At 36.8% G+C, this 18501-nt stretch carries 20 protein-coding genes; 10 read left to right on the forward strand and 10 right to left on the reverse strand.

From position 1 onward, the window contains the following. Positions 1-211: 211 nt before the first annotated feature. From I6L31_RS03625 to I6L31_RS03640, 4 genes are read right to left on the reverse strand one after another with little or no spacing between them, the layout of a single operon-like run. Positions 212-667, reverse strand: coding sequence for a 2-amino-4-hydroxy-6-hydroxymethyldihydropteridine diphosphokinase (locus tag I6L31_RS03625; RefSeq protein WP_005004613.1), 456 nt, complete (start codon positions 665-667; stop codon positions 212-214). Then, positions 624-1004, reverse strand: a complete 381-nt coding sequence (gene folB / locus I6L31_RS03630; protein WP_005004615.1) for a dihydroneopterin aldolase — start codon at positions 1002-1004, stop codon at positions 624-626. The genes I6L31_RS03625 and folB overlap by 44 nt, the downstream gene beginning before the upstream one ends. A 17-nt stretch (positions 1005-1021) precedes the next feature. Beyond that, the gene (locus I6L31_RS03635; protein WP_005004617.1) at positions 1022-2320 is read right to left on the reverse strand and encodes an ABC1 kinase family protein; all 1299 of its coding nucleotides are present in this window, start codon (positions 2318-2320) and stop codon (positions 1022-1024) included. Between the two features lie 47 nt (positions 2321-2367). Next, complete coding sequence (locus tag I6L31_RS03640) at positions 2368-3108, reverse strand: HesA/MoeB/ThiF family protein (RefSeq protein ID WP_407652499.1); 741 nt, start codon at positions 3106-3108, stop codon at positions 2368-2370. Positions 3109-3570: 462 nt separating this feature from the next. On the opposite strand from I6L31_RS03640, the gene I6L31_RS03645 reads away from it, so the two are divergent. From I6L31_RS03645 to I6L31_RS03665, 5 genes are all read left to right on the forward strand, one after another. After that, on the forward strand, positions 3571-3876 hold the full coding sequence (locus I6L31_RS03645) for a hypothetical protein (protein WP_004998216.1): 306 nt from the start codon (positions 3571-3573) through the stop codon (positions 3874-3876). 329 nt (positions 3877-4205) lie between these two features. Continuing rightward, the gene (locus I6L31_RS03650; RefSeq protein ID WP_004988110.1) at positions 4206-5579 is read left to right on the forward strand and encodes an ABC1 kinase family protein; all 1374 of its coding nucleotides are present in this window, start codon (positions 4206-4208) and stop codon (positions 5577-5579) included. A 243-nt stretch (positions 5580-5822) separates the two neighbouring features. Then, positions 5823-7106, forward strand: a complete 1284-nt coding sequence (locus I6L31_RS03655) for an acyl-CoA dehydrogenase family protein (RefSeq protein WP_171064997.1) — start codon at positions 5823-5825, stop codon at positions 7104-7106. A 15-nt stretch (positions 7107-7121) separates the two neighbouring features. Continuing rightward, on the forward strand, positions 7122-8327 hold the full coding sequence (locus tag I6L31_RS03660) for an acyl-CoA dehydrogenase family protein (protein WP_004998221.1): 1206 nt from the start codon (positions 7122-7124) through the stop codon (positions 8325-8327). A gap of 91 nt (positions 8328-8418) precedes the next feature. Next, positions 8419-8910 carry a GNAT family N-acetyltransferase gene (locus tag I6L31_RS03665; protein ID WP_005004621.1) on the forward strand — a complete coding sequence of 164 codons (492 nt, stop codon included), beginning with the start codon at positions 8419-8421 and terminating at the stop codon, positions 8908-8910. 57 nt (positions 8911-8967) lie between these two features. On the opposite strand, the gene I6L31_RS03670 is transcribed toward I6L31_RS03665, so the two are convergent. Next, positions 8968-10203, reverse strand: a complete 1236-nt coding sequence (locus I6L31_RS03670; RefSeq protein WP_005004622.1) for an alkane 1-monooxygenase — start codon at positions 10201-10203, stop codon at positions 8968-8970. A gap of 186 nt (positions 10204-10389) precedes the next feature. Here I6L31_RS03670 and I6L31_RS03675 point away from each other — a divergent pair, with 186 nt between their 5' ends. Continuing rightward, entirely contained in the window at positions 10390-11319 is a 930-nt protein-coding gene (locus I6L31_RS03675; protein WP_005004623.1) for an AraC family transcriptional regulator, read from the forward strand. A 112-nt stretch (positions 11320-11431) separates the two neighbouring features. Here I6L31_RS03675 and I6L31_RS03680 read toward each other — a convergent pair whose 3' ends face one another. Next, on the reverse strand, positions 11432-11740 hold the full coding sequence (locus I6L31_RS03680) for a hypothetical protein (RefSeq protein ID WP_005004624.1): 309 nt from the start codon (positions 11738-11740) through the stop codon (positions 11432-11434). A gap of 228 nt (positions 11741-11968) precedes the next feature. Further along, complete coding sequence (locus I6L31_RS03685; RefSeq protein ID WP_004998228.1) at positions 11969-12304, reverse strand: hypothetical protein; 336 nt, start codon at positions 12302-12304, stop codon at positions 11969-11971. 582 nt (positions 12305-12886) lie between these two features. On the opposite strand from I6L31_RS03685, the gene I6L31_RS03690 reads away from it, so the two are divergent. From I6L31_RS03690 to I6L31_RS03700, 3 genes are all read left to right on the forward strand, one after another. Continuing rightward, a complete protein-coding gene (locus I6L31_RS03690; RefSeq protein ID WP_004988129.1) occupies positions 12887-13105 on the forward strand; it encodes a hypothetical protein in 219 nt (72 codons plus the stop codon). A 159-nt stretch (positions 13106-13264) separates the two neighbouring features. Further along, on the forward strand, positions 13265-14131 hold the full coding sequence (locus tag I6L31_RS03695; RefSeq protein WP_005004626.1) for a VOC family protein: 867 nt from the start codon (positions 13265-13267) through the stop codon (positions 14129-14131). A 495-nt stretch (positions 14132-14626) separates the two neighbouring features. Continuing rightward, the gene (locus tag I6L31_RS03700; RefSeq protein WP_004988135.1) at positions 14627-15427 is read left to right on the forward strand and encodes an undecaprenyl-diphosphate phosphatase; all 801 of its coding nucleotides are present in this window, start codon (positions 14627-14629) and stop codon (positions 15425-15427) included. Positions 15428-15483: 56 nt separating this feature from the next. Here I6L31_RS03700 and I6L31_RS03705 read toward each other — a convergent pair whose 3' ends face one another. From I6L31_RS03705 to I6L31_RS03715, 3 genes are all read right to left on the reverse strand, one after another. Further along, on the reverse strand, positions 15484-15732 hold the full coding sequence (locus I6L31_RS03705) for a putative hemolysin (RefSeq protein ID WP_004988137.1): 249 nt from the start codon (positions 15730-15732) through the stop codon (positions 15484-15486). A 72-nt stretch (positions 15733-15804) separates the two neighbouring features. After that, on the reverse strand, positions 15805-16047 hold the full coding sequence (locus I6L31_RS03710) for a hypothetical protein (RefSeq protein ID WP_004988139.1): 243 nt from the start codon (positions 16045-16047) through the stop codon (positions 15805-15807). A gap of 634 nt (positions 16048-16681) precedes the next feature. Further along, positions 16682-16918, reverse strand: a complete 237-nt coding sequence (locus tag I6L31_RS03715; protein WP_004988145.1) for a hypothetical protein — start codon at positions 16916-16918, stop codon at positions 16682-16684. Between the two features lie 523 nt (positions 16919-17441). Here I6L31_RS03715 and I6L31_RS03720 point away from each other — a divergent pair. After that, positions 17442-18500, forward strand: coding sequence for a linear amide C-N hydrolase (locus I6L31_RS03720; RefSeq protein ID WP_004988147.1), 1059 nt, complete (start codon positions 17442-17444; stop codon positions 18498-18500). The last annotated feature ends 1 nt before the right edge of the window (position 18501 follow it).

The raw sequence follows: 18501 nt of genomic DNA on the forward strand, positions 1-18501 counted from the left end.
GAGTGTAGAGCTAAAAATGCTACCGACATAGACGCTAGACATTATTATATTCCTGAAATTGAAACGGATTTCCCGAATCTCAGTATGCGTATAATGTCCGTAAACTCTCTATTGCAGAGAGTTTAACTGGCGTAAATTTTGCGTAAAATCTTATAAACGTAAAAAGTGATCATCAAAATTTATTTTGTAAATCAGATAAATACCATTACGATCATGAATGGGTTTGAGTCTTGATTTGAAAATCAATCTGTGGAAAATCGTACTCCGAAACGTATAGCACAGCATTTTTCCATAACTCATAAAGTGGAATTTTGACGTCTACTGCGAGTGGCATTTTTTTAGGATTAAACTGCATCTCACCAAGATGATCTCCCCACGCAATCAAATCAACGTCGAGCGAAATCTGATGTGATGGTCGAATACGACCTGATCGAGCCTCAAGTTGTTTCAGCGCGATTTCAATCTCAGATCGGCTTTTGAGAGATTTTAACAGACAGGCTGAATTCCAATAATTCGCTCCAACACCATCACGGCACGGAATCTGATAAACATGTGAAAATGTAACCTCACCCCATAACTGAATGGTTTGATAGGCAATCTGAAAATGTGATTCTGGATCAAAATTACTCGCCAATGCGAGGGCAAAAATCGTTTCGTTGGCGTTCAAGGCGAATTCCTACAGAATTGGCTTCTGCAATAATGGCAGGCTTACGAATGGTAATAATAATAGATTGAATCGCTGAAAACGTCTCGAAAAGCACTTGCAAAACCAGTTGAGCTGCATGCTCAATCAATTTCGGTTGTGCTTTTTGAATGGTTTGAGCAGCAAGTTCACAGATTTGAGCATAATTTAAAGTATGCTCAAGCTGATCTGATTTAGCTGCTTGGCTCAAATCAACATGAACGGTTAAATCCAGCATTAAAGGTTGAATAATTTGCCGTTCCCAATTGAAACAGCCAATTACAGTATTGACCTTTAAACCTTCAATAACAATGGCATCCATGATGATCTAACTCAAAATTAATGTTTAAACAACGATTGTGGCTCTATAGTTTGAACCATTTTCAAACGCTGGTCTGCATAAATATCGGTATACGGTGCAAGGACGCGCATAAAACGATCAAAATACAGCATTTGTTTAAACAACAGAGCAAAATCACGCGGAAATTTGATCCCGTGACGCTCACCCACAGCCACCATATCTAGCATAATGTCATTTAAATCAGACGGTTTTGAAGTCAAAATTTCCTGAGGATCGGCAAGTAAAACACCACTAAATAAGCGCTCAAGATCACGCGCCAAAACATGAGTATCAATCTTTGTATGAGTCATGCCCATTTTCAGCATGTTTTCAGCCATTGCGGTGTAATCAGTTTTTTGTAAAGCATCCATAAAGGCTAAACATGCAGTCCAGACTTCGGGATTTAGTTGCCCAACGATACCAAAATCAATAAAACCAATACGTCCATCTTCGAGCAACATGAGATTACCCGCATGCAAGTCTGCATGAAAGCTTTTACACAGCATTAAACTGCCAAACCATGTATTCATGGCAGTGATTAATACTTGTGATGGGTCTTTGGCGTATTTTTTAACCACCTCAAAATCAGTTAAAGATACGCCATATAAGCGTTCCATAGTCAATACACGGCGCGTTGAAAACTGATGATACACTTTCGGTGCAGTTGCTGCCAGATTATTAGTAATCTCTAAATATTCAACAAAATCATCGAGATTTTGTGCTTCTTCAATAAAATCAACTTCACGTACCATGCGTGTTTTGATTTCATCTACAATTTCAGACAGTGAAGCAAACTTAACTTTCGGAATGGCTTTTTCTAGCATTTTGGTCGCCCAATGCACCACGTTCAAGTCCGTATATAAAATAGTTTCAACACCAGGTTTTTGAACTTTGATAACGACATCTTCACCAGTGGTCAGCTTTGCAGCATGCACTTGTGCAATCGAAGCTGACGCCAATGGTGTTTCATCAATCGAAGTAAAAATTTCACTGAGATCACGACCAGCAAACTCAGTTGCCAGAACTTCCTGAATATAGCTAAATGGCAAAGTGGGGGTTTGGTCGAGACAGCCTTGAAATTCCTCAACATATTCGCGTGGAAAAAGTGAAGGCGTACTCGCAATAAACTGACCGAGTTTAATATAAGTCGAACCTAATGACTCAAATGTTTCACGCATAAGCTTGGCATTACTTGGCTTTTCAGTCGCGTATTTAATACCCGCTTTAGCTGCCACCACAGCAGTTTCACCAATACGCGCAACGGAACGAAATCCGTCAAACAGAATATTTTTTTTCATATCATTCAATGTGATTTAGTCTATTAAGGCAGTGTATCAAACTTCATTTAGTTTACCGATAAACTTGCCTGACAAATTGGGCAATTTGTATCTTTTTCAAAATGAAGAATACGTTGTTTAAGTGTTAAACCATCCCAAAGCAAGAGTTTACTTTTTAAAGGTGTTAAATTTAGTCCTAAAAACAGCAATGTGTGATGTGCTTGTAATGACGCTATCATGACAGGGGTCGTTGCAAGTACACCTGATTCAGCACAACGCAACCCTTCATTACTATATTGTTCTTTAGGAAATAAACATTCATAACAGGCTGAATCTGCATCCACCATAAATAACTGCCCCTGAAAACCAATCGCAGAAGCACTGATCAAAGGAACTAAATGTTTTTTGCAAGTGGCATTGACCAAATAACGGGTTGTAAAATTATCACACCCATCTAAAACTAAATCCTGCTGTTGAATCAGATCGTCTACATTTGACTGATCAAGAAGAACCGTTAAATACTCAATATGAATATAGGGATTTATTTGCATCAGCCGTTTTGCTAAAACTTCAGCTTTATAGTGACCCAAATCTTGCGGTGTAAACGCAATTTGGCGTTGTAGGTTACTGACTTCGATTGTATCTGGGTCAATAATCGTCAATTTTCCAACCCCCGCCCGAGCCAACAATTCGGCACTGGTACAACCAATGCCACCTGCACCGACAATCAAGACATTGGCAAGCTTTAATCTTTCCTGAGCTTCTATATCCCAACCCTCTAGTAAAATCTGACGGCTATACAGATGCATTTCACTATCACTTAGTTCCAACTCAGAATTTGGCAGATCAATCACGTATTTATGCTCATCGATATTTAACTACAGCATCTTATCAAAAGAATAGCGTTTCATTTCATATTAGACTTCTTTCATGAGTCCCTTTTATTTCTTCTTATGAGAAAAAATTAAAGAGGATTTAAACAATGATGAAAAAAGTCTATGGTATTTTATCAAATTAAGTTTTTAGACAAAAAAGCTATCTTAGTAACCTTATAATTGATCAAATACAGGGTTTGAACATTCTAAGTTGTCTCATCACCACAACTAAAGTTTGACAAATGTGAAGATTTTTTCACGCATTTATAACAATTTTTTGTGCTTTAAAATTGTACTTTCAGCAAATTCATTTAAACTAAATTTGACATCAGGATGACTTTTAACTGAGTGTCTTATTCCTACTCCTTCATTTCTTGGTAGAGATTTTCTAATTCGATGAGCTATAAACACAACAATCTTTTTGCAATGCGTGAAAACTATTGGAATGATGTAGATTCAGGCCATGTTAAAGCTGAGAAACAGTATTTTTGTGATGCCTTAAACTCTCATGGTGTTTTTGAAGATGCATCACTTGAAGATGCAAAGTATTTCTTCTTCACCTTACCGAGTATTATTATTGTCAAGGGCTATGCCTTAGGCTTTATGCATCGATCTGTTCAGGCCATGATTGATCAGCATATTTTAAGTCATGTCAATCAATTAAAAATGCGCGAGAGTCTTAAAATCAAGTTTCGTATGTAGAGTGTAAATCGATCTTTTAGACTTCTTTTCTCATGGTTTAAATCTTCTTTATGTTTCTCCTAAATAGGGAGAAATAAACATGTCTTGTAAAAAAGGCTATTGTTCACTTATTGACTGAATTTGCTTTTCTATTTAACTCGAAGTTCGTGCAGATTGCATAAAAAACTGAGCTACAAATATGCTCACAGCCTCAATTTGAATATTTTTTGTACTATCCAAAAATTTCAGATAAACATTCTTCCACTCTAACTGTTTTAATACGGTCATAGCATGTAATATTCGCTACAATTATACTCATTGACTCTGCATGACTTTAGCAAGGATTTTATATGTCTGATCAGAACGATAAGCTTAAGAACCTAAAAACATCATCTATGGATCGACGCTTATCTATCGCTAAAGCCTCATTGCTTGCGGGTACTCGCTGGGCAACGGCAAATGCGTCTTCTTTTTTTTCAAGTGACGAAGAAAAAGAAAAAAAACGTAAAAAAGCGATGACAGAACAGGCAAATTATTTAGTTTCAGAAATTGGAAAACTCAAAGGTTCGATTGTTAAAATCGGTCAGATGATGGCGCTCTACGGCGAACATTTTTTGCCAGAAGAAATTACTCAGGCACTTAACACACTTAATAACCAGACTGTTGCGCTCGCATGGCCAGCGATCAAAGAACATTTACAAGAACAACTCGGCGATAAACTTCATGAACTGACTATTGATCATGAACCGATTGGGACTGCATCACTGGCTCAGGTCCATCGTGCCACACGTAAATCTGATGGACTAGAATTGGTCTTAAAAATCCAGTATCCAGGCGTTGCCGAAGCGATTGATTCAGATATGAGCTTATTTAAAAATATGCTCAAGCTGACACGTATGGTGCCTCAAACCCGTGAATTCGATCAGTGGTTTGAAGAAGTCCGTGAAATGATGCATCGCGAAGTTAGTTATGACATAGAATCAGCAACTACACGACGCTTTGCAGAACGTCTTAAACATGATCCTCGTTATGTCGTGCCACATATTATTGATGATTATTGTACCGATAAAATTTTATGCATGACCTTTGAACGTGGTGTTCCAATCAATAGTCCCGTGATGCTGTCATTACCACAGGAACGTCGCAATCTGCTTGGAGAAGCATCGCTCGAAATCGCAGTTCGCGAAATTTTTGAATGGGGCGAAATGCAAACCGACCCAAACTTTGGCAATTATTTGGTACGTTTAGGCAACGGTGATGATATCAAGGACAAGATTGTATTGCTCGACTTTGGTGCTATTCGTCAGTTTGATGACCACTTGTTAAATGTCGCTCGAAGCTTAATCACAGCAGGCTATCATCATGATGCCGATGCCATGGTCAAAGCCATGACAGGCTATGAATTTTTTGATTCAATTCCACAAGCGATCAAACCCGACATGGCTAAAGTGTTTTTACTTGCCACTGAAGCATTTAGCTGCCCTGAAAATAATCCTGACATGCCACAAGGTTTGATGGATGAACAAGAACGTTACAATTGGAAAAAGAGTCAACTACATAGCCGCGTCATGCAACAAGCCAGCAAATCGATGGCATCACGTTACTTTTCAGTTCCCCCTAAAGAGTTTATGTTTATCAGCCGTAAATTCATCGGTGCCTACACGTTTATGACCGTCATTGATGCAAGAACCAATGTCAGACAAATGATCCGCAAATACGCTTAAAAATAGATAATTTATACTCGACTAGGTTGTAACTTTGTCAGCCTAGTCAATTCTTTAAATTGACTTTCCGATTCTTTTTTTATTTTCATATAAAATTCATAAGATTAGATTGATATCATCTTTCTTATTTTCCACTTATCATCCTCAAATATCACTGTCAGCACTGACATGGTTTTTTGATTTAAGGCATGTCAGCATAAAAACAATAATTAATACTGCGAAGGATGCAGCGCAATGACGAATATGGTCAATAAAGCCCAAGGTTTTGGTCTTTCATTACTGACAAAAATGGCATCCAGTGATTTACTGGACCAATTTAAACTACGCAAGTTGATAGAAAAATCACTTTACCAAGGTTCAAAAACAGGATTTAAAGCACTGAGTCATACTCAAAAAGCCTTTAAACCTCAAAATATTGATCGTCAACGCTTGCCAAATCAGCAAAAAAACCTGTTTGATTTAAGCCTGACTGAAGAACAACAAATGACCGTTGAGGCCATGTCTCAATTTGCACAAGAAGTTTTGGCTCCACTTGCGCATCAAGCCGATCATGATGCCAAATTCCCAGATGAACTTTGGCAATATATCGAAGATTTAGGACTTAATTACTATGCCCTTCCTGAAGCCTTAGGTGGTGTGGCAGCAGAACAAAATATTGTGAGTAATATCTTGATCGCAGAACATCTGGCACGGGGTGATTTTAGTTTAACCGCAGGATTACTCAGTACATTCAGCGTGATCAATGCCCTGACCCGCTGGGGTTCCGAAGAGGTTCAATCAAAGTATCTGACTGCTTTTGCCGAAGATAGCAAGATTCAGGCAACCTTTGCAGTACAGGAAAACACGCCTGCATTTAACCCATTTAAACTCAAAACCAAAGCCACGTTAACCCATGATCAGTTTTATATTACGGGCGAAAAAACGTTAGTCGTTTTAGGGGAAACGGCTGATTTATTGCTGGTCAGTGCGGATTTCAATGGTCATGCCGATGTTTTCGTTGTAGAGCGTGACGATAGTATCCATTTAAAAAGCTCGCCTGCAATGGGACTTAAAGCTACTCAATCAGTCACATTGAACTTTCAAAATACACCCGCAACACGTTTGGGTGATCAAGAATTTGATTACAGCGCATTTATTGATCTAGGCAATCTAATGTGGTGTTCAATGGCAGTCGGTACATGTGAAGCAGCCAAAGCCTACTGTATTACTTACGCCAATGAACGTACTGCATTTGGAGAACCAATTTCACATCGTCAAAGTGTCGCATTTATGATCGCAGATATGGCGATTGAAATCGATGCCATGCGTATGTTGATTTTAAATGCAGCAAGTCTGGCTGAAGCAGGTCAACCCTTCCACCGTGAAGCATATCTGGCACGTTTATTATGTGCTGAAAAATCCATGAAAATTGGCACGGATGGCGTACAAGTTTTAGGTGGTCATGGTTTTACCAAAGAACACCCTGTTGAGCGCTGGTATCGTGATTTACGTGCTACAGCAATTTTACATTCAGGTCTGCATGCTTAATCGGAGAAAAATAAAATGAATTTACAAAATCCTAAAAAATTTAAGATGCTGATTGATCAGGCGCATGAAGTTGCACTGAATGTTTTACGTCCTATTTCACGTAAATATGACAAAGCTGAACATGCTTATCCCAAAGAACTGGATATGCTCGCCTCATTGGTTGACGGGATGAATGAAGGTGGCGAAGGCATGAATGCTGGCGCGGCTGGAGCAGGAAAACGCAATGAAAGTCAGGATCAAGGCAACCGTAATGGCACCAATCTATCTACAGCACTCAGCATCATTGAAATGTGCTACGGAGATACAGGGCTATTACTGAGTATGCCCCGTCAAGGTTTAGGTAATTCAGCAATAGCAGCCGTTGCTAACGATGAGCAACTCGAACGCTTTAAAGGCACATGGGCTGCGATGGCGATTACCGAACCGGGTTGTGGTTCTGATTCTGCTGCCATTCGAACCACCGCCACCCAAGACGGTGACGATTATATCTTGAATGGTGAAAAGATCTTTGTGACCTCTGGCGAACGCGCTGACTCTGTTGTAGTATGGGCAACACTGGATCGTAAATTAGGTCGCGCCGCAATTAAATCCTTTGTGGTTCCTAAAGGTACACCGGGCATGAAAGTTGAGCGTCTGGAACATAAATTAGGGATTAAAGCCTCAGATACAGCGGCGATTAGCTTTATCGACTGTCGTGTTCCTGCGGCCAATTTGTTAGGCAATGCTGAAGTCGATGTCGCTAAAGGTTTCGCGGGTGTGATGGAAACGTTTGATAATACCCGTCCACTGGTTGCAGCAATGGCCGTCGGTTGTGCCAAAGCCTCACTAGAGCGTATTAAAGAAATTTTTAAAGATGAGCTTGAAGCAGACTATGCAACGCCTTATTTGCAGACCTCTAATATTGCTGCTCAAATCTATCGGATGGAAGCTGAATGGGAAGCTGCCCGTTTACTGACTTTAAAAGCCACATGGATGGCAGATAATAAAAAGCCAAACTCCAAGGAAGCTTCTATTGCCAAAGCCAAAGCAGGTCGAATTGGCAACGACATTACCTTAAAATGTGTCGAGTTGGCAGCCAGTGTAGGTTATAACGAAGATGAATTACTGGAAAAATGGGCACGTGACTCCAAGATTCTGGATATTTTTGAAGGAACACAGCAAATCCAGCAACTGATTATTGCACGTCGCGAACTTGGTAAATCTTCCAGTGAATTAAAATAATATTCACCGATATTTTATTGAAAATAAATCGACTTGAGTGGAATCTGGATTTAAGCTAAATTCGATTCCACTTTTTTATTCATGCTTATCAATGTATTTTATACGTCCTATCCAAACCAAGGATGATCCCAAAATTGCTCAGGTCATCCGTGAAGTCTCAAAAGAATATGGTCTAGCCACAGATGCAGGATTTGCAGTTTCGGACCCAATACTGGATCAAATGTCTGAGGTTTATCATCATCCCAACAGTCAATACTGGGTGATTGTAGATCAACATGATAACGTGTTGGGTGGTGGTGGCATTGCGCCATTATTGGGAGACTCCACTTTACTCGAAATTCAAAAAATGTATTTCTTGCCTGTCTTACGCGGTCAGGGTTTTGCTAAAAAACTTTTACAGCAATGTTTTGATTTCGCCAAAGCACAAGGTTTCCATGATTGTTATCTGGAAACAACAGCGACACTTAAAGAGGCAGTCAGTTTGTATGAAAGATTAGGCTTTCAACACTTAGCTCAATCACGTGGTCAGACTGGTCACAGTCAAGCCTGTGAGATCTGGATGCTAAAAGCGTTGGAAGCTTAAACTATAAAAAAAGCCCTAAACACAATTAGGGCTGTTCAAGGAAAACTTAGATAAAACTTATGAGTTGGTCGAGTTTTCTTCAGTTTGCAATGATTTATCGACTAAACCAAACTTCGCAAAAATTTTAGCGCGACGTTTAGGGTAAATATTGGCTTTGTTCAAATCACCTTTGTAGTGATCAAAAACACGTTTATCCATCATTTTAAACCACATTGACGGAATCAATGCAGGTAATAACATACTCGCATAACCACTTGGCAGCTCAGGCGCTTCATCAAAATGACGCAATGCCTGAAATGGACGAGTTGGATAAGCATGATGATCTGAGTGACGTTGCAACTGATATAAAAATAAATTAGTCACGATGTTATTGTTGTTCCAACTATGCTCTGGCATGGTACGCTCATAGTTACCATCAGCTTTTTTCTGACGCAATAAACCATAGTGTTCAATATAGTTAATGATTTCAAACAAGCTGATGCCATAAAATGCCTGAGTTGCTAGATAAGGAATTGCCCCTTTTCCAAATAATTTAACCATTGAGGCATGGAAAGTAGCACTCATTGCCCAACCTTGTAGCAGTTCATTGTCTTTAGACCAGAACTGTTTACCCTTGCGTTTTAATCGGTTGGTTTCAATTTCAATAGCTGATTTTAAAGAACCCAATACCGTACGAGGCCAAAACTCATAAAATGTCTCGCCCATTTGTGAAGATGCTGGATCTTCAGGTGTCGCAGCACGTTTGTGATGTCCATAAGGATGTTCAACGCGGAAATGATTATATCCTGTCGGAACAAGGGCCATATGAGACAAGAGATGATCAATACGGTCTTGTTTATGACTGAGTTCATGGGCGGTATTAATCGCAATACCGTTCACCGCTCCCATAGAGATACCAATTAAAATTTTATCTAAAAATGAGGTTTCTTTACGACTGGCAATATAACAGGCATAAACATTTGCGGCATATTGTAATGGAATAAAAGTTTTGACTAAAGTGGCATAATATGGATCATTTTCCAGTAACTTAATATCTTCGTTAGTCGGATTATTGGCATCTTTACCAATAATGGTATCAATGGCCGGAATAATCACATGTAATACAATTGGACCACCTAAAGCAAAAAGTTTTTTCAATGGACGTGGTGCAAATTGATAACCCGCTAAAATACCAATCCCAATGGCAGGTAAAGCTGGCCCTAACATCCACATATAACGTTTACGATCTAATTCTAATTTTGACTTTGAAGCTACGGTGAGCAATTCTTGCTGGACTTTTACTGAAGCATTCATGTCTCGCATCCTTTCTTTCTTGATATCTGTATCTTGTTGAATTTATACTTTGAAAGACAGTTGCATGCGTCCAAAAAACCTATGTAAAAGTCTTTGGCATTTTCGACCATTTTTTTGTCCTAAAATCACATTTTTTATCTGATTGCTTTTGTCTTTCAATACTGGAAAAAGAAACTTAAAACGAATATGGATGCATTAAGCAAAATTTTTGACGATATTCATTTAAATAAATCTGAATATATTTATATAAAAGCGCAGGGAGAATGGGCATTTTCCATGCAGGAACAGCATGCTGTTATTGCGCATATTATTTTAATGGGTTCTATTCATTTTAAAATTGATTCAAATACCAGTTTAACTGCACAGGCTGGCGATATTGTTTTAATTCCATCTGGAAATGCCCATCATGGCTCAAATAGTCAGGACAACAAACTGACCGATAGTTTAGATGTTAGTGATTTTTTTAAAGGTCATCGGGACGATGCAATTGAAATCGGAACTCGATCCTCTGAATCTGCATTAATTTTTACGGTACGTTGCCATATTGATACTTTGATGGCACGACCTTTACTGAGTGCACTTCCCTCTTATATTCATATTCATCATGCCATGAGTTCGACTGGGCCAGAATGGCTGCGAGTCGGCTTGTACTTTGTGGCACTAGAAACGCAACGGATCCAACCTGGCCGCGATAAAATTTTTGATCATTTGATGAGTATTTTGTTGATCGAATGTGTCAGAGATTATATTTCTCAGCTTGATGATCAAGGCTCGTGGTTAAATGCTTTAAGTCATCCTGAGCTTTCCAGTGCACTTGCTGTAATACATGGTCGTCCAGAACACCCTTGGACGGTTGAATCCCTTGCAGAACAATGCTGCATGTCTCGTTCAAAATTTGCCAGTCTGTTTCAAAGCATCATTCATGAAACACCCTTAGCATATTTACAACAACATCGTTTACGTCTTGCCAGCCAGTTATTAAGAGAGAGCAATCTCACGATTCAAAAGATTGCCAATAATGTCGGCTACTCATCGGAAACCGCGTTTAGTCAAGCATTTAAGCGACAATTTGATCTTTCACCTAAACAATATCGGCAAAACTATATGCAAGATTAGATAACGCTGTAATTTTATAAAACTTAAGCTAAGTCTTCACTTACTTTTATTGGATAAATCACAGTCTTCCTGCTATTTATTGTTTTTTAAACAGAGATATAGTACCTAAAATTTATTCTGGAGCCATACAACGATCATAATAAGATTTGCCAAAGGCCTGAGTGGCTTGTTCTTTGGCGGTATCGGTATTTAACTGTTTTTCTGTATAGGCATCTTCAACAATATCCATATAAAATTCTTTGGTTTCTTCGGAACTAAATTCTTGTGAAATTCGCTGTTGAGTCGAATAAGGTACACCATCTTGACGTTGTTGCATCACTGCTGCTGCGACTTCAGCAATTTGTTGACACTCCTGATCTGGAGACAAGGCAAAAGCAAAGTTAGGTACAAGCAAACAAGCAATAAAAAAAACTCTTAACATTACAATCCTTCATTAAATTTTTTATGCCATACCCTTGCTGTTTAGGGCAAAGCAACCGTTTTTTGATTCAAAAATATCTGCGTTATAATATATTTTAATAATATTAAAAACATCTTTTTTTATCTTGGTTAGATTTTTTATTAAAATTTGAATTTATAATGATTATTGGAAATAATGTATTCTTTTATCTACAAGATAAAATAAATGCTGGTTCTATTTGTTTAAAAATTAATCCATTCCTATAGGCTGATTAATTTTGATTTGTATATTTTTTAGCTTTGGCATCATCGTGGTAATTGTAAAATAGACCAACAGCGTAATTAAAAACATGAGAACCACTTCCATAGTCTGACTTATACATAACATTGCACCAAAAAACAGCGCAAATAGAGTCATACATAATTTGATCTCCTTAAAATATAAGGTGATAAAAGTTCCAAAAATAACTGAAGAAACAACAAGGTTTATGATTTTCATAAATCCTAAATAATTAAAAACAATGAGCATTAGGCATAAACAAACGATAGATAATAAAAATACAAATATATTTTTAATGATGAACATACCAATACCCTATAGATTAGTGATTGAATAATTATCTCTCCTCCTCCCCCAAAGAGGAGAGATATTGGCACATCAATTGATTATTTGAGATTCTTCTCTATTATTTAGACGATTTATATTAATAAAGATATCTTTATTATTTTTTCCAGATCTCTCAGTTAATATTCAGCTTTCTATTTAATAGTCAAGATGCCTTTTTGATGTGCTGGAGTGAGTATAGTTTCATGAGATTTCAAATGAATAAGCTTTTGGCTTACAAGATTGTGAGAAATAGCTTACAATTGTATAATTAGTAAGCATTTTTTACAATTTAAAATTTAAGAAATTTTATTAAATATCAAAATCTTGTATTGATAATTAAATTAAATTTGACTTTTGCAACTTAACAAAAGACAACACTACATTTACAGTAAATTTCATGTATTAACTCTATTTCTTGCCTCATTTTTTAAGTCTATTTATTTAAAATTTAAGAGATTTCATTATTTTTATAAAATTTGAGCAGTTACCTAAGGTCTGTGTTGACTTAAGTGTAAGGCTCAAGTAGAACTGGTCTCAATATTTTCCATCACATGATTCACAATGGCAAAACGTAAATATAGTAAAGAGCTTTTCAACGTTAGACGTATTAATCGACAATGGTGGGTGCTCCTTTATTCACCTGAATCAGGTCTTATAGAAAAGACTGAGAAGACTAAAACGCGGAGTCAGGCGAACCAATATGCAGATGACTACACTGAAAAATACTATGTTGATTTATATTTAAAACAACAACTTGAACAACAAAAGTCATCTTCTTAATGATTAATTTTGGTATTGGATTGATTCCTGTACCAAAATGCTCTACATAGATATTAGTCGCGTTTATTTTCAATCGTGATGTATAGTTTTAAATTTTTGGTTAAGATTTACCCAATTTACTGATAAAATAATCATCAACACAATAAAAAAAGTATAACGATGAATAATGATATCTATCCCTGTGTATGGTTAAAATCTGGCCGCAGTGAGGCAGCAGAATTTTATAGCTCATTGTTTAACGCGCAGCTACTGCAAACCAATGACTATGTGTCACAACTCTCTATTTTTAATCAAAGATTAATGCTACTCAGTGGTGGACCTGATCTTGAATTTCAGATTAATCCATCTATCTCCTTGATGTTATTAAGCCAGTCTAGTGAGCAAATTCAATATTATTGGGATCATTTGATCGATGGTGGTTCAATTTTAATGCCTTTGGATCGTTATCCTTGGAGCGAGATGTATGGCTGGGTGCAGGATCGGTTTGGCGTTTCATGGCAACTTTATTTGGATACAAGAAAAGACTTAAATACTCAACAGTTGATTCCAACGTTAATGTTTACTGAAGACAATGCAGGAAAAGCACTGCATGCAATGCAATTTTATACGCAAATTTTCCCCAATTCTGAAGTCAGTGGCATCATGCGTTATAAAGACGGAGAAAATCGTTCAGAGAATCCTGAATATGTACAACACGCGCAATTTATAATTGATGATTATATTTTATATTGTATGGATTCCTCTTATTCACATCGTTTCGGTTTTAACCAAGGGATTTCCCTAGTTGTAGAAACATCAAGCCAAATGGAAACGGATCACTTATGGTCTGCGTTATTACAACATGGTGGTCAAGCGATGCAATGTAGTTGGCTGAAAGATCAATTCGGCATACATTGGCAGATTGTTCCGAAACGTCTGATTGAGTTAATTAATAGCTCGGATTCCGAAATTTCCCAACGCGCCATGAATGCGATGTTTCGTATGCAAAAAATTAATATTCAGGAAATTGAAGATGCAATCAAATGATCAATCATTCTGTTTAGATCAATGGTCAGTATGAAAGACATTCAATTGCACTTAACGACTTTGATAAAAAAACCCATTGCTCAACACAATGGGGTTGTTAAGGATCACGCTGTACAGACTACTGAAGTAGTCTTTTTATGTCTGGCAAGCCCATGAAACTTTCCAGTGGCGCTAATATACAAGAATGCACAATCAATTGCAAATGATTCTCATTAATTTAAGTGGTATTTTATAAGTTCCCTGCGCCTGAGACTGGAAAAAAGCATTAGCTTTTCACCAATGATAAAATTTTCACAAATATTAACAATGGAAACCGAACCATCTATTCGATCCTTGCGCTAATGCGTATACAATTTTGAACTTTAAGAAAACTCTATTTCTTAAAAAAGAATAAAAGTAAGGCTGTTATGATTTGAAAAATATTTAGTTTTTTACTTACACTCTCACCTTTCTTTTTAATTAATATCATTAAATCTGATTCATGAGTAATCATCCATGCAACACCTTGAAGCCTTTAAGGCTCTCTTTTTAGGACTAATTGAAGGCCTAACTGAGTTTTTACCTATTTCTAGTACTGGACACCTTATTCTTTTTGGTCATCTGATTGATTTTCATTCTGATAGTGGACGTGTGTTTGAAGTCGTGATTCAGTTAGGTGCAATTTTGGCAGTTTGCTGGTTATACCGACAAAAAATCGTCGATTTGATTAAAGGTTTTTTTAGTGGGGATGCAGAGGCGCGGCACTTTTGTATTAGTGTTTTGATTGCTTTTTTTCCTGCGGTCATTATTGGTGTGATGGCAGTCGATTTTATTAAATCTGTACTGTTTAGCCCTTTAGTTGTCGCCATTGCATTGATTGTGGGTGGTTTAATTATTTTCTGGGCAGAATCCATCAAGTTTGATCATAAAACTACGGAAGCCACTCAAATCACCTTTAAACAGGCGCTATTGGTTGGTCTGGCTCAATGTGTTGCCATGATCCCTGGGACATCAAGATCTGGTGCAACGATTGTAGGTGGGATGTTCGCAGGACTTTCACGTAAAGCAGCAACCGAGTTCTCTTTTTTTCTGGCGATGCCTACAATGCTCGGTGCAGCAACCTTTGATTTAATTCGTAATGCAAATATACTCACCGCGGATAATATGACCAATATAGCACTTGGTTTTATCACGGCTTTTCTCGCTGCATTATTTGTAGTAAAAGCTTTAGTGCGTTTTGTGGAAAAACATACTTTACGTGTTTTCGCTTGGTATCGGATTGCTTTGGGTCTGATTATTATGTTTGTAATGTTATAAATTTTGATTCATAAAAAAGCTCAGAATGCTTATGTTTTCTGAGCTTTTTTTGTGTCTTATTTTTGAGGATGATCTTGTCTAAATAATTGCCATTCTTCAATGACACGACCGTCTGGTAAAATACAATTGGCATAAGCATCACCATTTGCATTTTTTTTCATCTCCAACTTACCGCCTTGATCGATACAGTACTGACTTGCTGGATTAGGCATTCCAATTTTTTGTGGCGTAGGTGTCTTGGTCGTGCTACAAGCAGATAAAACAAGAGTGCCGCCACATAGAATAAATAAGATCTTTTTAGTCATTATTTGATTTCACACTTCAACTTAAACTTTATAGATTATCCGCGATTTTAAATTTTAAACTGTTAAATTTAGTTAGTTCATTGCAATCATTTTCACTAAAATGTGTTGAGATTCATCATTTTCATCATAGGTTTGTTTGCGTATCAACTCTTTATACTTGACCCGAAAATCACGCCCATTAAAAGTCACCACAGAAGGTATATTGTCAAAATATGTACTCCCCGCATCCAGATGCTCTTCATGTAAAGCAGTTCCGAGTTGATAATCATCACCTTTGAGCACGACATATTTTACTGTTGTTCTCATTTTATCCATACTATTTAAACCTTTTCAGCTTATTGTTTACTGCTTTACAAAGCTTGACCAGATATATAAACAATTAATAAACAAAACAATTCTTAAAAAATCATCAATTTGAATAGACTTCTTTCGTAGCTTACTTTTATTTGTCCTAATGGGAGAAAAATAAAGAGGGTTAAACAATCATGAAAGAAGTCTAATGCCAAGCTTTTATGAAATACTATTCACCCGATCTACTGCTAAGTCAATCGGAAAAGTCGGTAGGACTGTAATCTTAGTTTCCATAGAGACTTAACCATACGTTGTGTATATTGGAAGATAATCTATGTTTTTTCTGGAGATATGGCCTTATATACGTATTTTTTGAGTATCTTGTAAAGACTAAATTAGAAGAATTGAACGAGCCTGAGTTCAATGATCAAACTGAGCACTCTCATCAAAACATTTTTTTCCTTTTAAATTATTATCAAATACAAAGATCAATAATTCGATTGCCAATAGAATCATTGGCAAGCTTTAAAAAAGATTTCGAAACAATGAAAAGATTTTGAAAACACATAATCTCGAACAACATTTGGAACAAATTCAAATCATAAGCCATTCAAAAAATGGCTTATTTCTCAAAAGATTATTTAGACAATCATTAGCGTTATTCAATTTTAAGTTGATATTCATCTTGAGTAATTTTTATTTTTAATTTTCGATATTTACGTTTATTCGGATCTAAAGCAGATTCTAGTATTTCGCTTTTGAACTTAGCATCATTCATTAGTTCAGCATATATTTTATAACCTATTAAAATTTTACTGGGCTTTTCTTTAGTATCTTTAAAATCATCAATAATATTATTTAAATAATCTAAGTTAGTCTCATTGGTTTTTTTCATTGCGCAATGCCCTTTGATTTTCAAATTAATTTAACATTCAATTTTTACAAAAATATGAATGAGTGCTGCTTTTTGACATAGATTTTGAGCATAAAAAAAACCTGCCACTTGGGGAAGAAGCAGGCCATAAAACGCACAACTGGTAAATCGAGTACTTTCTTGATCTTAACAAAATTGGCTAAATATTTGTATTTATTAAACATCTAATATCACATCAAATAAAATTGATACTAGAAAAAAATTATTATGAGCAAATTCTGATATTTAAGAACTGAGTAGATTGGACATATTATATTAAAAACATACAGACCAGTCTACATAAAGTTAAAATAATATCAAAATATATAATTTCGCTAAAGAATAAATTAATTTTTACTTACAAAATAATAAATAAGCAAACTGCCATAAAGCATTTATGCTGAAATTTGTTAAAAAATCATCCATTCAAAATAAATCACGCTAAATTAACCAATGACATAACTCATAAAAAAGCATTAAAAATACTTCACAAGAGGACATGACAATGATTAAAAAAGCACTCATAAGTAGTTTAATCGGCGGTAGTTTATTTTGGATATCCCTTACAGCAGAAAGTTGTACGCGGGTGGTGTATCAAGGGAATAACCAAACCATTATTACTGCCCGCTCTATGGACTGGAAACAGGATGTCGGCACCAACTTATGGATTTTGCCTAGTGGTGTAAAACGCAGTGGCAATGTGGGGAAAAATTCGATTCATTGGACCTCTAAATATGGCAGTGTAGTTGCAACAGGTTACGATATTTCAACTACAGATGGTGTGAATGAAGCAGGCTTAAATGCCAACTTGCTTTGGCTTGTTGAATCTCAATATCCAGATCGAACCAAATCGGATAAACCCAAACTGACGATTGCTGCATGGGCGCAATATGTCTTAGATAATTTTGCAACTGTCGATGAAGCAGTCAAAGCTCTGCAAAAAGAACCGTTTATTATCGTTACTGATGCCGTGCCGGGTGAGAAACGTTTAACGACCTTACACTTATCTATTTCTGATAAAACAGGAGACAATGCAATAGTTGAATATATTAACGGTAAGCAAGTCATTCATCATGATTCAAGTTATCAAGTAATGACCAACTCTCCTATTTTTGATGAGCAACTTGCACTCAATGAATATTGGAAACAAATTGGTGGAACGATTTTTCTTCCAGGCACCAATCGCGCATCAGATCGTTTTGCCAGAGCTTCTTTTTATATCAATGCGATTCCTAAAAATGATGATCCTAAAGAAGCACTTGCCTCCGTTTTCAGTGTTATTCGAAATGTCTCTGTCCCTTATGGGCTAAATACTCATGAAGAACCCAATATCTCTTCAACCCGCTGGCGTACGGTCGTTGATCATAAGCGTAAACTTTACTTTTTCGAATCTGCGCTTTCACCGAATAGTTTCTGGGTCGATCTTAACAAAATTAATTTCAAAGATGGGGTGACACGTAAGTTAGATTTAGGTAAAAATCAAGAGAATATCTATGCAGGTGATGCAACAGCACAATTCAAAACGGCACCACCCTTTCATTTTCTGGGCATAGATGAAGATTAAG

It is taken from the genome of Acinetobacter septicus, assembly GCF_019355975.1.
In the GTDB taxonomy this organism is placed as follows: Bacteria; Pseudomonadota; Gammaproteobacteria; order Pseudomonadales; family Moraxellaceae; genus Acinetobacter; species Acinetobacter ursingii.

Coding starts and splice junctions, on each gene's coding strand:
- I6L31_RS03650 (WP_004988110.1), top strand. CDS start 4,206: ATGTCTGATCAGAACGATAAGCTTAAGAACCTAAAAACATCATCTATG.
- I6L31_RS03655 (WP_171064997.1), top strand. CDS start 5,823: ATGGTCAATAAAGCCCAAGGTTTTGGTCTTTCATTACTGACAAAAATG.
- I6L31_RS03695 (WP_005004626.1), top strand. CDS start 13,265: ATGAATAATGATATCTATCCCTGTGTATGGTTAAAATCTGGCCGCAGT.
- I6L31_RS03705 (WP_004988137.1), bottom strand. CDS start 15,732: ATGACTAAAAAGATCTTATTTATTCTATGTGGCGGCACTCTTGTTTTA.
- I6L31_RS03720 (WP_004988147.1), top strand. CDS start 17,442: ATGATTAAAAAAGCACTCATAAGTAGTTTAATCGGCGGTAGTTTATTT.
- I6L31_RS03660 (WP_004998221.1), top strand. CDS start 7,122: ATGAATTTACAAAATCCTAAAAAATTTAAGATGCTGATTGATCAGGCG.
- I6L31_RS03690 (WP_004988129.1), top strand. CDS start 12,887: ATGGCAAAACGTAAATATAGTAAAGAGCTTTTCAACGTTAGACGTATT.
- I6L31_RS03715 (WP_004988145.1), bottom strand. CDS start 16,918: ATGAAAAAAACCAATGAGACTAACTTAGATTATTTAAATAATATTATT.
- I6L31_RS03635 (WP_005004617.1), bottom strand. CDS start 2,320: ATGAAAAAAAATATTCTGTTTGACGGATTTCGTTCCGTTGCGCGTATT.
- I6L31_RS03700 (WP_004988135.1), top strand. CDS start 14,627: ATGCAACACCTTGAAGCCTTTAAGGCTCTCTTTTTAGGACTAATTGAA.
- I6L31_RS03680 (WP_005004624.1), bottom strand. CDS start 11,740: ATGTTAAGAGTTTTTTTTATTGCTTGTTTGCTTGTACCTAACTTTGCT.
- I6L31_RS03670 (WP_005004622.1), bottom strand. CDS start 10,203: ATGAATGCTTCAGTAAAAGTCCAGCAAGAATTGCTCACCGTAGCTTCA.
- I6L31_RS03645 (WP_004998216.1), top strand. CDS start 3,571: ATGAGCTATAAACACAACAATCTTTTTGCAATGCGTGAAAACTATTGG.
- I6L31_RS03675 (WP_005004623.1), top strand. CDS start 10,390: ATGGATGCATTAAGCAAAATTTTTGACGATATTCATTTAAATAAATCT.
- I6L31_RS03665 (WP_005004621.1), top strand. CDS start 8,419: ATGTATTTTATACGTCCTATCCAAACCAAGGATGATCCCAAAATTGCT.
- folB (WP_005004615.1), bottom strand. CDS start 1,004: ATGGATGCCATTGTTATTGAAGGTTTAAAGGTCAATACTGTAATTGGC.
- I6L31_RS03685 (WP_004998228.1), bottom strand. CDS start 12,304: ATGTTCATCATTAAAAATATATTTGTATTTTTATTATCTATCGTTTGT.
- I6L31_RS03710 (WP_004988139.1), bottom strand. CDS start 16,047: ATGGATAAAATGAGAACAACAGTAAAATATGTCGTGCTCAAAGGTGAT.
- I6L31_RS03640 (WP_407652499.1), bottom strand. CDS start 3,108: ATGCATCTGTATAGCCGTCAGATTTTACTAGAGGGTTGGGATATAGAA.